Consider the following 13,101-nt stretch of genomic DNA (forward strand, 5'->3'; position numbering starts at 1 on the left):
GCGTTAGCTCTCCCTTGTCATCCTGCTCCACAGTGCCGGGAAATCGGGGAGGGTCTTGGACGTACACGAGACGTCCGAGAGCACGACTCCCGGCACTCGGAGTCCGATGATGGCCGCGGCGTGCGCCATCCTGTGATCATCGTAGGTCTCGAACGCGGTCCCGGTCAGCGGCCTCGGCCGGATGCTGAGCCCGTCGGAGTGTTCCGAGACCTCCGCGCCGAGGGCCGTGAGCTCGTGCGCGAGGGCCGCGACCCGGTCGGTCTCATGGGTGCGGATGTGCGAGATCCCGGTGAGCTGGGTGGGCGAGTCGGCGAGCGCCGCCAGCGCCGCGATCGCGGGGGTCAGCTCGCCGAAGTCGCGCAGGTCGAGCTCCACGCCGTGGATCGTGCCGGTGCCGGTCACGGTGAGCCCCTCCGCGGTGAGGGCGCAGGCGCCGCCCATCCGGGTGAGCACGTCGCGCAGCCGGTCGCCGGCCTGGGTGGTGCTGCGCGGCCAGCCGGGCACGGTCACCGATCCGCCGGTGACGAGGGCGGCGGCGAGGAAGGGCGCGGCTCCCGACAGGTCGGGCTCGATCTCCCAGCCGCGGCCGGACAGGCGCCCGGGGCCGACGTGCCAGACGTTCGGGGTGGAGTCGTCGACCGCGGCACCGGCCGCCCGGAGCATCTGCACCGTCATCCGCAGGTGCGGCGCGCTCGGGACGGGCGGGCCCTCGTGCCGCAGCACCAGCCCCTCGTCGAAGTCGGGAGCGGCGAGCAGCAGCCCGGAGACGAGCTGGCTGGAGAGCGAGGCGTCGATGACGACCTCACCGCCGCGCACCCGGCCCTCCCCGTGCACCACCAGCGGCAGTCCGTCGGCCGAGCTCGCCTCGATGCGGCAGCCGAGGGCGCGCAGCGCGTTGATCAGCGGTGCGAGCGGGCGCTGCCGGGCCCGCGGGTCCCCGTCGAAGGTGACCGGCCCGGTGGCGAGCCCGGCGAGCGGCGGCAGGAAGCGCATCACCGTCCCGGCGAGGCCCACGTCGACCGTGGCGGGCCCGGTGAGCGGGCGCGGCCGCACCACCCAGTGCGTCTCATCCACTGTGGAGACGGCGGCCCCCATGGCCCGGATGCCGGCGGCCATCAGCTCGGTGTCGCGGGCCCGCAGAGGCGCGGCGAGGGTGGTCGGCCCGACCGACCCGGCGCCGAGCACGAGGGCCCGCGCCGTCATCGACTTCGATCCGGGCAGGCGGACGGTGGCGTTGACTCCAGTGGTGGCGGTAGGCGCGTTCCACGGCGCCGGCGGCTTTGTCACGTGCTCATTCTGCCCTGTCGATAGGCTGTGCAGTATGTGTGGCCGTTATGCGACTACTCGCTCGTCCGCGGATCTCAGCAAGCTCTTCGAGGCTTTCGACGAGACTCAGGGCGGGCTCGAGGCCGACTACAACGTGGCGCCGACGGATCCCGTACCCATAGTCAGGGTTTCGGCGAGCCGGGACGGGCGGGCATTGAGCCTGGCCAGATGGGGTTTGGTGCCGCCGTGGGCGGCGGACCTGCGGGCCGGCGCGCGGATGATCAACGCGCGGGCCGAGACCGTCGCCACGTCGAAGGTCTTCCAGTCCGCCTTCGCCCAGCGCCGCTGCCTGGTCCCGGCGGACGGCTGGTACGAGTGGACGCGCACCGCGCAGGGCAAGCAGCCCTATTACATGAACCGCCCCGACCTCGTCTTCGGCGGCATCTGGAACGTTCGCGGCACGGGCGCCGACCGCCTCATCACGTGCAGCATCATTACCATGCCGGCGCTGGGTCCGCTGACCCGCGTGCACGACCGGATGCCGCTGATGCTCGCGCCGGATCGGTGGGAAGAGTGGCTTTTGGCTACGCAGAGTGAGGCTCTGCTCACCCCGCCTGCGGACGAATATCTCTCCACAGTGGAGATCCGTCCGGTCGGCAGTGCCGTTGGCAACGTACGCAACGATGGTCCGGAGCTGATCGCGGCGGTGGAGGAACAGACACTTTTCTAAGTGACGATCCGTGCGGTGACTACTCGCCGTAATGGCGGATCCCTCAGGCCATTTGGTCGGTCTGCGGGGGTTTGGTGGACCAAATTTTGCCCATCTTGCAACCAAACCCTTGTCCGGCGGGTCTTTAGTGCGGTAGAACACAGCGCTGGTGGGTGCCGTTTTGACAACAGGCACCCTCCCAGCGAACGAGCCGCCGGGCCCTTACCCGGCGGTGTCTTCACCCTCGGGGGAGGTGGGCGGATGACTCGGGCGCGTATTCCACGCCCGCATGAGGTCGCGTCGGCACGGCGTGACCCGCGGCTATTGCGTGCTGCCGTCGAACGGCAGGACGACACCGCCTGGCGCACGCGCGGCGTGTGCCAGAGCGTCGATCCGGAGACGTTCTTTCCAGCACCGACGGAGGCGGCCGATGCCGCGATCGAACTCTGCGGAAAGTGCGTCGTCCAGGGTGCGTGCCTCGCGTGGGCACTGGAGGTCGGCGACTGCCACGGCGTCTGGGGCGGCACGACCGCTCGGGAGCGCCGCGCGATGGTCGTCGCCTGGCGCACCATGGAGCAGCCGGAGGAGACGCCGTACGTCGAGCCCGACATGCTGACTCCGGCCGTCGGCGGCACCATTCCCGCACCGGGCCTGATCGCCGTGGTCACCGCGGCGGCGGAGCAGCCGCAGCGGATGGTGAGCGCGGTCCGGGTGGCGTCCCGCTCTCGAACGGCTCGACGGCGCCTCACCGTGTGATCAGTGCCACGTTGGACGTGGTCACGCGGAATGCCGCTGTTCGGGCGGGTGTTACCCCCTTCGGAGATCCGCTGCGGATCGTCGTGATGAGGGGTGGTTCGGTGCGCACAGTGATTCGTCCGACCGAGGTGACCAGCACATTCCGATTGCTGGAGGCACCGGAGTGGTCGATCGCCACGCCGGTTGACGCGATGCTGCCCACATCCGTGTTAACCGCGCCGATGCCCCCTGCCACCCGCGTATCCTCAGCGGGGCGGTCGCAACGACCGCGCAGGGCGGAGGAGAGAGTGACCGACGAGCGGGCAGAAGAGCGCGGGAAGACGCGTGACCGCTCCGGCCCCAATGCGGACGCCCGGGCACGATTTGAACGCGACGCGATGCCCTTCCTCGACCAGCTCTACCCGGCGGCCCTGCGGATGACCCGCAACCCGGCCGACGCGGAGGATCTGGTCCAGGAGACCTACCTCAAGGCATATGCGGCGTTCCACCAGTTCGAAGAGGGCACCAACCTCAAGGCCTGGCTCTATCGCATCCTCACCAACACCTTCATCAACTCCTACCGCAAGCGGCAGCGGCAGCCCATCCAGGCGCCGACCGAGGAGATCACCGACTGGCAGCTCGCCGAGGCCGAGTCGCACACGTCGAGCGGGCTGCGCTCGGCGGAGATGGAAGCGCTGGACAAGCTGCCCGACAGCGACGTCAAGGAAGCGCTGCAGGCGCTGCCCGAGGAGTTCCGGCTCGCGGTCTATCTCGCCGATGTCGAGGGCTTCTCCTACAAGGAGATCGCCGACATCATGGGCACGCCGCTGGGGACCGTCATGTCGCGTCTGCACCGAGGTCGGCGTAACCTGCGGAACATGCTGGAGGGCTATGCCGCCGAGCGCGGTCTCATCCGCGGCGAGGTGTCGGCATGAGTGAGAAAGAGAATTGTCGCAACGTGATCGACGAGGTCTACCTCTACCTCGATCTCGAATGCGCGGACGACCGCCGCGACCTGATCAAGCAGCACCTCGACGAGTGCTCGCCGTGCCTGCGCGAATACGGCATCGAGCAGGAGGTCAAGGCGCTGGTCGGCCGCTGCTGCGGCTCGGAGAAGGCTCCCGACGAGCTCAAGGACCGGCTCCGGGCCAAGCTCTCCGAGCTCACGATGACCGAGACCGCCGAGCACGCGTAGAGCTCTTCAGCGTGTCGGCGGCCATCGAGTCGTCAGGCGTTGGGACGCTTGCCGTGGTTGGCCTTCTTCTTCTTGCGTTCGCGCTTGCGACGGGCCTTCTTACCCATGGTTTGTCCCTTTCATCCGGGAACGAGTCGGACTCAGCTTAGCGCGAACCCGTAGCGGGGTTGCGCCCCGTGCGGGACTACGGCGTGATTGGATTACGCCGTATAACCCCGTGAGGAGGGACCGGCAATGGCCGACGAGATCCGTGCTGAGATGGTGGCGAACGTGTGGAAGGTCGTGGTCGCTGAGGGCGACTCCGTCTCCGACGGCGACACCCTCGTCATCCTCGAATCCATGAAGATGGAGATCCCGGTGCTCGCCGAGTCCGATGGCACCGTGACGCAGCTCGCTGTGGGTGAGGGCGACGTCGTCCAGGAGGGCGACCTGATCGCCGTCATCGCCTGAAAGCCTGAAAACGCGCGGTGCGGCCGGGACATCCCGGCCGCACCGCGCGTTTTCAGGCTTTCAGATTGAGCTCGATCAGGTCGTAGGCGACGGTCAGGGCCGCGGCCAGGCGCTCGTCGCGGGTGAGCGAGTCGTCGCGCATCACGAAGAGGCTCGCGTGCAGCGAGAAGATCGACATGGCGGCGCGCAGCCGCTCGGTCGGGCCCGAGTCGGGGTCGCAGAGGATCGGACCGATCGCGCCCATCTTGTCCTTGAAGCGGTGGCCGCTCGGACGGTCGCGCATCGTCGCCTGATTCTGCTCGTAAAACTGCATGACCTGGGCGAACGGGCCGTTGTAGATGCCCTCCGCATAGCGCCGGAGGAACTCGCGCCGAGCCTCGAGCGTCGGCGGCTGGGCCCGGCCCCACTCCATCAGCCTGTCGATCATGTCGATGTGATCGTTGGAGAAGCTCTCCACGATCTCTTCCTTGCTCTTGAAGTGGTAATAGAGGGCGGCCTTCGTCACACCCAGCCGCTCGGCGATCTCCCGCAGCGAGGTCTTGTCATAGCCCTGCTCGGTGAAGAGCTCGAGCGCGATCGCCTGAATGCGGGCGCGGGTGTCGCGTCCCTCGGGCTGCTCGGTCATCGCTCTCACACTCACCTTTGCGGATTCGGACTTATCTACTTGACGGGCGGCTAGTAAACAACTTACCGTACGGCTAGTAAGTTGGCTAGCCGGTCGGCAAGTAAGCCTGCCGGAAAATCTAGGGGAGTTTACCGGTGACCGAGGCTTTAACCGTGCCACGACCGAATCTCAAAGTCGTGCTGCCCGGACTCATGCTCGCGATGGTTCTCGCGATGCTCGACAACATGGTGGTCGGCACGGCGATGCCCAAGATCGTTGGTGAGCTCGGCGGGCTCTCCAAGCTGTCCTGGGTGGTCACGGCATACGTGCTCGGCACGACAGTCTCGACCCCGATCTGGGGCAAGCTGGGCGACCTTTACGGCCGCAAGAAGATCTTCCTCACCTCGATCCTGCTCTTCCTGATCGGGTCGATGCTCTCGGGTGCGGCCGGTGAGTTCACCTGGCTCAATGACCAGATCACCCCGATGACGCAGCTCATCGCGTTCCGCGCCTTCCAGGGCATCGGTGCCGGCGGTCTCATGGTCGGCGCCTTCGCCATCATCGGCGACCTCGTGCCGCCCCGCGAGCGCGGTAAGTACCAGGGCCTCATGGGCGGCATCATGGCGATCGCGATGATCGCCGGTCCGCTCGTCGGCGGCCTCATCACCGACAACTACTCGTGGCGCTGGATCTTCTACATGAACATCCCGCTCGGCGTCGCGGCGTTCTTCATCCTCGTGTCGTTCCTGCACCTGCCGACGAAGCGCACCGAGCACCGCATCGACTGGCTCGGCGCCGGACTGCTCGGCGTCGGCATCACCGCGCTCGTGCTCATCACCACGTGGGCCGGGAAGAAGTCGCCCGACGGCTACGCCTGGGTCTCGCCGCAGATCCTCGGCCTCGCCGGGCTGGCGATCGTGACGCTCGCGATCTTCATCCTCGTGCAGCTCCGGGTGCCCGAGCCGATCCTGCCGCTGCACATCTTCAAGAACCGTAACTTCTCGCTGGTCAGCGGCATCGGCTTCATGGTCGGCTTCGCGCTCTTCGGTGCCGTCGCCTTCCTGCCGCTCTACCAGCAGACGGTCCAGGGCGCCTCGGCGACCAACAGCGGCCTGCTGCTGCTGCCGATGATGCTCGGCGTGATGACCACCTCGTTCATCATCGGCACGGCGATCACGAAGACCGGGAAGTACCGCTGGTACCCGATCATCGGCGGCGTCGTCATGACACTGGCGATGTTCCTGCTGACGCGTCTGGACGACCACACCTCCAAGACCGAGTCGACCGTCTACTTCGTCATCCTCGGTCTCGGCATGGGCTTCCTGATGCAGACGACCCTGCTGATCGCGCAGAACAGCGTGGAGATGAAGGACCTGGGTGTCGCCAGCTCCACGGCGACCTTCGTCCGGTCGATCGGCGGCTCGTTCGGTGTCTCGATCTTCGGCGCGGTCTTCACCTCGCGGCTGAAGAGCGACATCGGTGCCTCGCTCGGCCCGCAGGCTGCGGCTCAGGTCGACAAGGTCGGCGGCAACCTCCAGGCCGACCAGCTCGCGGCGATGCCCGCTCCGGTACGCGAGGGGTTCCTGCACGCCATCGCCTTCGCCACGTCCGGCCTCTTCTGGTGGGCGCTCGCCTTCGCGGTCATGGTCCCGGTGCTCGCCTGGTTCATCAAGGAGGTGCCGCTGCGCAGCGGTGCCGACAACAAGGACGCCGACGGCGCGGAGATCCGCCCGCTCGTCGCGGTGGAGTAGTAGTCCACCTCGCATACCGGCGCCCGCCCCGATGTTTTCCTCCACGGGGCGGGCGCCTTTGTGTGCGTACCGGTGCGCGGTTGTGCTCGTAGGGTTGCGAGATCTTGCCGTTTCGTGCAAGATTGCGCAGGAACTAAGCGGCAATTGAGCACAGTGAGCGAGGCGACGATGAGCGAGCGCGGCATCGGGATGGCAACGGACATTGCGGAGCAGCCCGGCGTCTACGCCACGCTCCTGGAGCCGGCGCGCTTGAGCGCCATCTCCCAGATCGCCAAGGTGATCGCCGAGCGGCGGCCGCAGCACGTGGTCTTCACCGCTCGCGGCACCTCCGACCACGCAGCGCTCTACGCCGCATACCTCACCGAGATCCGGCTGGGGCTGCCCGCCGGGCTCGCCTCGCCGAGCGCGATCACGGTCTTCGGCGCCCGCCCCGACCTCTCCAACGCGCTCGTCGTGGGCGTCTCCCAGTCCGGCGGCTCGCCCGACCTGACCGAGGTGCTCCGGGTCGCCCGTGAGCAGGGTGCGCTCACCCTCGCGGTCACCAACAACCCCGAGTCGCCGCTGGTCAACACCGCTGAGCTCTCGATCGACGTCGCCGCCGGGCACGAGCGCGCGGTCGCCGCGACCAAGACCTACACCGCGGAGCTGCTCGCGCTGCTGCTGCTCGTCGAGTCGATCGCCGGTGGCGGATCGCTCGGTGCCGACGAGCTCGCCGAGCTCGCGAAGCTGCCCGAGCTCGCCGAGCAGACGCTCGCCGACACCACCCCGGCGCAGCTCGCGCCGCGATACCGCTTCGCCGACCGGGTCGTCACGACCGGCCGGGGCTACGCCTACCCCGGCGCCCGCGAGGCCGCGCTGAAGCTGATGGAGACCTCCTACATCGCCGCGCTCGCCTTCTCCGGCGCGGACCTGCTGCACGGGCCGCTCGCCATGACCGATCCGGACGTGCCGGTGCTCGCCCTCGTCGGTGCCGGCCTGGGCGGAGCGGCGATGAAGGACGTGCTCGCCCGCCTCGGCGAGCGCCGCGCGGACGTCGTCACGGTCGGTCCCGAGGGCACGCTGCGGGTCCCCGGTGTCGACGAGCGGTACGCCCCGCTGCTGGAGATCCTCCCGCTTCAGAAGCTGGCGCTGGAGATCGCCCTCGGCCGGGGCGAGAACCCGGACGCGCCCCGAGGCCTGAAGAAGGTCACCGAAACCCTGTGACCGGAGCGGCGCTCGCGTGCTCGCTGCGGGTGAGGCGCCCCCACCCTGAATTTTAATGCTGGACACGCCGCAGAATGCGCAACAAAAGTCAGGATCGACTTCTTCGAGTCGATCCTGACTTTTGTTGCAGGTTGGTCGGCGTGTCCAGCATTAAAATTCAGGACTCGGGGGAGCGGGGCGCACGTGGGGCGGGGGATAGGGTGAGTCCGTGTCTACGCTGCGGGATCTGCTTGAGGAGCACACTGGGCTCGGGCCGTCCGATATCGACCACCTGACCCGGCTCGCCGGCGACTGGCAGCTCATCTCCGACCTCTCCTTCGCCGATCTGCTGCTCTGGGTGCCGGTCGAGACCGGTGACGTCTCGCTCGGCGGTCCCGCGTTCCTCTGCGTCGCCCAGGTGCGGCCGACGACCGCGCCCACGGCATACCAGGACGACCAGGTCGGCCGCGTCGTCGGCGGCGCGGAGGTCGCGCACCTCACGATCGCCCGCCAGCAGGGCCGAATCTGGCGCGAGGGCGACCCGGTGTGGTACGGGGACACTCCCGCCCGCCACGAAGCGGTCCCCGTCCGGCATCGCCGTCCCGACGGCGAGACGAGTGACGTGATCGCCGTGGTCGGCCGCGACACCAACCTCTCCACCGCCCGGACACCGAGCCAGCTGGAGCTCAACTACCTGACCAGCGCCGATGACCTCGCCCAGATGGTCGCCGACGGCACCTTCCCGCCGCAGCGCCATGTGGGGGAGACGACGAGCGCCCCCCGCGTCGGCGACGGCCTGGTGCGGCTGGACGGGTCGGGCAAGGTGACCTACGCGTCGCCCAACGCCCAGTCGGCCTTCCGCCGGTTGGGACACGCTTCCCACCTCGTGGGCGAGGACATGGCCGCACTGCTGGGGCGGCTCGCCGACGATCCGCTGGAGGGCTCCGACGCGAGCACCCGCATCCTCGCCTCGCTGCGCGGTGACGCTCCCGCCCGCAAGGAGATCGAGGTGCGCGGCGCGACGATGCTGACCCGGGCGCTGCCGCTGATCCCGGCCGGGGTGCCGATCGGCGCGCTGGTCCTGGTCCGCGACATCACCGAGGTCCGCCGCCGGGACCGCGCGCTGATCACCAAGGACGCGACGATCCGGGAGATCCACCACCGGGTGAAGAACAACCTGCAGACCGTCGCCGCGCTGCTGCGGTTGCAGGCCCGCCGGGTCAACGCGCCCGAGGCGAAGGCCGCGCTCGAGGAGTCGGTCCGCCGGGTCGCGTCCATCGCCCTGGTCCACGAGACGCTCGCCATGTCGGCCGATGAGGCGGTGGAGTTCGACGGGATCGTCGACCGGGTCGCCACGGCGGCCGCGGAGGTCGCGGGCGGCGAGGTGCCGGTGCGGATGCGCCGCGAGGGCACCTTCGGCATCCTGCCCGCGGAGATCGCGACACCGCTGGTGATGGTCCTCAACGAGCTGCTCATCAACGCCGTGGAGCACGCCTTCAACGAGCAGAGCGTGGACGCCGAGGTCGTCGTCTCGGCGCACCGGTTCCGCAAGCAGCTCCAGGTCACCGTCGCCGACAACGGGATCGGGCTGCCGGCCGACTTCAGCCCGACGGCGACGAAGCGGCTGGGGCTGCAGATCATCCGGACGCTCACCACCGGCGAGCTGCGCGGCACCATCGAGATGCGCAACCGGGCCGAGGGCGGCGCGGAAGCCATCCTCGAAGTCCCCTTGAGCAAGCGTTAGTTCTTCTCGAAGAGGATGAGGTAGAGCCACTCCGAGTGCCAGACCTGGACCGGGCGGTAGCCGAGCATCAGCGCGTTGAGCCGGGTCTCGCTGGTGAAGGGGTCGGAGGTGGCGTTCAGCGCCCGCAGGTACCAGACGTGCTGCGGAGTGCCGAGCCGCTCGGCGAGCGGGTACTCCGCTGCGGCGAGGGTGCCCCGCGACAGCGCGGTCTCCTTGAGCAGCGGATCCGCCGGTCGGCGAGCGGGGTCGACGTAGTAGTCGACCGCGCCGCGCAGCGCCCAGCCGTTGTTCTGCGGGTAGATGATCACATCGTCGGTGAGGTTGCGGTCGGCGATCGCCCGGGCCAGGGCACGGTAGTCGCCGCCCTGGTGGGCACCGGGGATGCGCAGCACGGGCACGAGGGCGATCGCGAACGACGCCAGGACGCTCAGGACCAGTGCGGCCCGTAGCGCGGACCACCGGTTCACCCTCGTCCCCAGGACGGTGGCGGCGGCGAGCATCGCCAGCGGCACCACCGTGATCAACGAGTAGCGGGGCACCCAGACGGGGTCGATCAGCGAGGCGGCGATGAGGATCACGGGTGGCGCGACGGCGACCGCGATGAGCCCGGCGACGATGCGCCGATCGCGGCCGCGGACGGCGATCGCGAGCCCGATGATGATGAAGGCGATCCCCACGGTCCTGGTGGTGGCGTTGGGGATGCTGCCCCGCAGTCCGAAGATCCCGGCCGGTGCGTTGAGGACCGTGTCCTCGGTGAGCGGGGCGATCCAGGCCAGCTGCCCGCCGCGCTGCTGCGTACCGAGCCAGATCAGCGGTGCGCAGACCAGCACCGCGACGCCGGAGGCGATCAGCCAGCGCCGGATGGCGAGCCGGTTGTCCGGTCGCGCCACGACGACCACCGCGTGCCCCGCCAGGATCGTGAGCGTGAAGAGGTGCGACAGCCCGGCGGCGGCGAGCGCCACGCCGTAGCAGGCCCAGCGGGCCACGGTCGGCTTCTCGGCGGCGCGGAAGCAGAGCAGCGTGGCGAGCACGGCGAAGCAGAACGCGAAGCCGTAGCTGCGAGCCTCCTGGGCGAAGACCGACAGGCTCGGCACCGCGCAGAGGATCAGACCGGTGAGCAGCCCGACCGCCGGACCGAAGAGGTGTCGCCCGAGCTCACCGGCGAGGCCGACCCCGATCGCCATGGTGATCACCGAGGGCAGCCGCAGCGCGACCTCGGAGTAGCCGAAGAACGAGGTCCAGACGTGCATGACGAGGTAGTAGGGCGCGATGACGCCGTCGATGTTGCCCGCGAGCTCTAGGATCTGCCCCGGCGTACGCCGAGAGGCGTCGACCGTGGCGAACTCGTCCCAGCCGATGGTGCTGTTGCCGAGGTGGTAGCGCCCGATCGCGGCCATCAGGAAGGCGGGGATCAGGGAGGGCGCGAAGCGTTCGGCGATCGCTCGAAGGCGGACCGCGCCGGGACGTCGGCCGGACGCCACGCTCTCGAAGCTCGGGGGTGCGGTGGAGATGGCCATCGGCCGGAAACCCTCCTGCGGCGTTACCGGAACACATACGCAAAAACCACACTAAGAGCTGGTAGACCCCTATGGAGTCGATTCATCGCCCCCGCAGATCCCAGCCTACGATGCCGCCGGAGTGTAGTGGATGGACACCGGTCAGCGCGGTCAGCAGTGACTCGATCGACGCCAGGTGGGGCATCCGCTCGTCCACGATCAGACAGTGCGCGCCCCAGTAGGCGAGGTCCGCCCGTACCTGCCCGACGAGCAGAGGCGTGATCGGCTCGACCACCCCGGTCCGGGCGACCCGATCGACGAGCACATCCGTACGCCGGATCGGCTGTCCCCACCGCCCCAGCCCGTCGGCCGCCCTGGCGATGTAGTAGCCGTTGGGGGAGGCGTACCCGATTCCGGCGGCACCCTGCCAGCGCATCTGCGCCTTCCGCAGCCCGTCGAGCCGCCCGGCGTAGGCGACGATCGTGCCGCCCGGGTCGGCGCACCGCCGCCAGTCGCCCGACGTGATGAACTCCGGAACCGGTGACACCGCGACAGCCGGCAGCACGGTAGGCAGGGTCGGCAGCATCGCCGCCGCCAGGGCGGTCGGCCACAGCCAGGCGACCGCCCGCCCCGATCGACGGGGCTTCCTCGCCGCCTGCCAGCTCGCGGCGATGAGCAAGCCGAGCACCGGGGTGGCGACGAGCGCGAGCCGGGTGGTGATGATGTCGTGCAGCACCGGCAGGTCGCTGAAGACCCGCCACGGCCCGGGCACCCCGATCGGCTGCTTCGACCACTTCGGCTCGGCGCCGAGCGCGGCGACCAGGAAGATCAGCGCGGTGATCGCGGCGGTACGCAGCCAGACCAGCCGCCACAGCCACACCGTCGCGGCGACCCCGGCGACGAGCAGCGGCAGGCCGAAGAAGGTGGTCTGCTCGCTCACGTTCGGCGAGACGGCGGCGGCGGCACGAGGGCTGCCCGCGAGGGAGTGCGTCGCGTAGGTCAGGTAGGAGCCGAGGTCGGCGGCGAAGATGCCGTTGGGGATGGTGCGGTAGGCGTACGGGCTGAAGAACTGCAGCCACAGGGGGTAGCCGACGAGGGCCAGTGAGACCGCCGCCGCGATGGCGAGGCTCGCCGCCGCGCCGCCCAGCCGCCTGCGCACCTCGGCCGGTCGCTGCAGGGCGTAGGCGATGGCGAAGGTGCCGAACGCGAGAACCGTGATCAGCAGGACCTCCTCGCCGAGGAGGATCTGCGCGGCGATCACGAGGCCCAGCGCCACGCCGGTGCGTCGCGTCCGGCCCGGCTCGCCGAGGCGCAGGCAGAGCGCCACGAGCAGCGGAACGAGGAACTGCGCCGCCATCTGGGGGTGCCCGATCGACTGGGAGACGATCCCGGGTGCGAAGCCGCAGAAGAGCGCACCGGCGAGCGCCGCGTCCCGGGGCGTGCCGACGACGCGGCGCAGGAAGGCGTACCAGGCGATCGCCGTGCCCGCGAGGCAGGCGGTGACCGTGACCGCGTAGGAGACGCCGGGGCCGAGCAGGAGCGTGACGGGCGTGAGCGGGATCGCCAGGAGCAGCAGGGATGTGTTGCCCATCAGGTTGGCGGTGGTGGGGGCGCCGAGCGACGGTGCGAGGAGGGGGTTGTCCAGTCCGACGACGGAGTTGGCGGCGTGGGTGAACATCCACTCGAAGAGCATCTGGTCGTCGGCGTTGCCCACGAGGGCCCGATGCCCGCCGCCCGCCCACAGCTCACCGAAGACGGCGACCGCGCCGAGGATGATCACCAGTACGGCGGCGGCGTCCCGAAATCCTGTCGGGCGCGTTCGTAACCAGTTCACAAACCTGCCCGGCCTGTGAGACCGGCCAGTGACGGACTCCACTGCGGCCGGGTCACTGATCGAGGTGGACTCGCTGGCCGTCACGCCGGTCATTCTAGGGTGGAGATCGATTTCCGACCCCAGGAATCGAAATTC

General features: G+C 69.3%; 13 protein-coding genes and 1 pseudogene. 8 read left to right on the forward strand and 6 right to left on the reverse strand.

Annotated elements, in window-relative coordinates; translation table 11 throughout:
• Positions 1 to 3: 3 nt before the first annotated feature.
• Positions 4 to 1,287 carry a 3-phosphoshikimate 1-carboxyvinyltransferase gene (gene aroA / locus F4553_RS25635; protein ID WP_312875361.1) on the reverse strand — a complete coding sequence of 428 codons (1,284 nt, stop codon included), beginning with the start codon at positions 1,285 to 1,287 and terminating at the stop codon, positions 4 to 6.
• A 34-nt stretch (positions 1,288 to 1,321) separates the two neighbouring features.
• On the opposite strand from aroA, the gene F4553_RS25640 reads away from it, so the two are divergent.
• Together F4553_RS25640 and F4553_RS41185 are read left to right on the forward strand one after the other, a co-directional pair.
• Entirely contained in the window at positions 1,322 to 1,996 is a 675-nt protein-coding gene (locus F4553_RS25640; RefSeq protein ID WP_184840054.1) for an SOS response-associated peptidase, read from the forward strand.
• A 240-nt stretch (positions 1,997 to 2,236) separates the two neighbouring features.
• Positions 2,237 to 2,569 (forward strand): annotated as a pseudogene (locus F4553_RS41185) (WhiB family transcriptional regulator); the annotation flags it as partial.
• Between the two features lie 151 nt (positions 2,570 to 2,720).
• Here the strand turns inward: F4553_RS41185 and F4553_RS25650 are convergent.
• Positions 2,721 to 2,966, reverse strand: a complete 246-nt coding sequence (locus tag F4553_RS25650; protein WP_184840058.1) for a hypothetical protein — start codon at positions 2,964 to 2,966, stop codon at positions 2,721 to 2,723.
• A 52-nt stretch (positions 2,967 to 3,018) separates the two neighbouring features.
• Between F4553_RS25650 and F4553_RS25655 the strand changes: the two genes are divergently transcribed.
• Entirely contained in the window at positions 3,019 to 3,645 is a 627-nt protein-coding gene (locus F4553_RS25655) for a sigma-70 family RNA polymerase sigma factor (protein WP_376776251.1), read from the forward strand.
• A complete protein-coding gene (gene rsrA, locus F4553_RS25660; RefSeq protein ID WP_184840060.1) occupies positions 3,642 to 3,905 on the forward strand; it encodes a mycothiol system anti-sigma-R factor in 264 nt (87 codons plus the stop codon). Before F4553_RS25655 ends, rsrA begins: the two co-directional genes overlap by 4 nt.
• 32 nt (positions 3,906 to 3,937) lie before the next feature.
• On the opposite strand, the gene F4553_RS43015 is transcribed toward rsrA, so the two are convergent.
• On the reverse strand, positions 3,938 to 4,012 hold the full coding sequence (locus F4553_RS43015; RefSeq protein ID WP_376776290.1) for a 50S ribosomal protein bL37: 75 nt from the start codon (positions 4,010 to 4,012) through the stop codon (positions 3,938 to 3,940).
• A 127-nt stretch (positions 4,013 to 4,139) separates the two neighbouring features.
• Between F4553_RS43015 and F4553_RS25665 the strand changes: the two genes are divergently transcribed.
• On the forward strand, positions 4,140 to 4,355 hold the full coding sequence (locus F4553_RS25665) for a biotin/lipoyl-binding carrier protein (RefSeq protein WP_184840062.1): 216 nt from the start codon (positions 4,140 to 4,142) through the stop codon (positions 4,353 to 4,355).
• 52 nt (positions 4,356 to 4,407) lie between these two features.
• Here F4553_RS25665 and F4553_RS25670 read toward each other — a convergent pair whose 3' ends face one another.
• Positions 4,408 to 4,980, reverse strand: a complete 573-nt coding sequence (locus F4553_RS25670; protein WP_184840064.1) for a TetR/AcrR family transcriptional regulator — start codon at positions 4,978 to 4,980, stop codon at positions 4,408 to 4,410.
• A gap of 134 nt (positions 4,981 to 5,114) precedes the next feature.
• Between F4553_RS25670 and F4553_RS25675 the strand changes: the two genes are divergently transcribed.
• From F4553_RS25675 to F4553_RS25685, 3 genes are all read left to right on the forward strand, one after another.
• The gene (locus tag F4553_RS25675) at positions 5,115 to 6,710 is read left to right on the forward strand and encodes an MDR family MFS transporter (protein WP_376776252.1); all 1,596 of its coding nucleotides are present in this window, start codon (positions 5,115 to 5,117) and stop codon (positions 6,708 to 6,710) included.
• A 189-nt stretch (positions 6,711 to 6,899) separates the two neighbouring features.
• Positions 6,900 to 7,913 carry an SIS domain-containing protein gene (locus tag F4553_RS25680; RefSeq protein ID WP_184841244.1) on the forward strand — a complete coding sequence of 338 codons (1,014 nt, stop codon included), beginning with the start codon at positions 6,900 to 6,902 and terminating at the stop codon, positions 7,911 to 7,913.
• A gap of 208 nt (positions 7,914 to 8,121) precedes the next feature.
• Positions 8,122 to 9,636 (forward strand): sensor histidine kinase, encoded by a 1,515-nt coding sequence (locus F4553_RS25685; RefSeq protein ID WP_184840066.1) that lies wholly within the window; start codon positions 8,122 to 8,124, stop codon positions 9,634 to 9,636.
• Here F4553_RS25685 and F4553_RS25690 read toward each other — a convergent pair.
• Together F4553_RS25690 and F4553_RS25695 are read right to left on the reverse strand one after the other, a co-directional pair.
• A complete protein-coding gene (locus tag F4553_RS25690; protein WP_184840068.1) occupies positions 9,633 to 11,153 on the reverse strand; it encodes a glycosyltransferase family 39 protein in 1,521 nt (506 codons plus the stop codon). The two genes, F4553_RS25685 and F4553_RS25690, sit on opposite strands and share 4 nt — an antisense overlap.
• 82 nt (positions 11,154 to 11,235) lie before the next feature.
• Positions 11,236 to 13,050, reverse strand: a complete 1,815-nt coding sequence (locus tag F4553_RS25695; RefSeq protein ID WP_184840070.1) for a DUF6311 domain-containing protein — start codon at positions 13,048 to 13,050, stop codon at positions 11,236 to 11,238.
• Between the last annotated feature and the right edge of the window lie 51 nt (positions 13,051 to 13,101).

Origin of the sequence: Allocatelliglobosispora scoriae (assembly GCF_014204945.1) — a bacterium.
GTDB lineage: Bacteria > Actinomycetota > Actinomycetes > Mycobacteriales > Micromonosporaceae > Allocatelliglobosispora > Allocatelliglobosispora scoriae.

Bases quoted from the DNA above. Each gene is read 5' to 3' on its own strand.
- F4553_RS25640 (WP_184840054.1), top strand. From the start codon at position 1,322: ATGTGTGGCCGTTATGCGACTACTCGCTCGTCCGCGGATCTCAGCAAG.
- rsrA (WP_184840060.1), top strand. From the start codon at position 3,642: ATGAGTGAGAAAGAGAATTGTCGCAACGTGATCGACGAGGTCTACCTC.
- F4553_RS25665 (WP_184840062.1), top strand. From the start codon at position 4,140: ATGGCCGACGAGATCCGTGCTGAGATGGTGGCGAACGTGTGGAAGGTC.
- F4553_RS25670 (WP_184840064.1), bottom strand. From the start codon at position 4,980: ATGACCGAGCAGCCCGAGGGACGCGACACCCGCGCCCGCATTCAGGCG.
- F4553_RS25680 (WP_184841244.1), top strand. From the start codon at position 6,900: ATGGCAACGGACATTGCGGAGCAGCCCGGCGTCTACGCCACGCTCCTG.
- F4553_RS25690 (WP_184840068.1), bottom strand. From the start codon at position 11,153: ATGGCCATCTCCACCGCACCCCCGAGCTTCGAGAGCGTGGCGTCCGGC.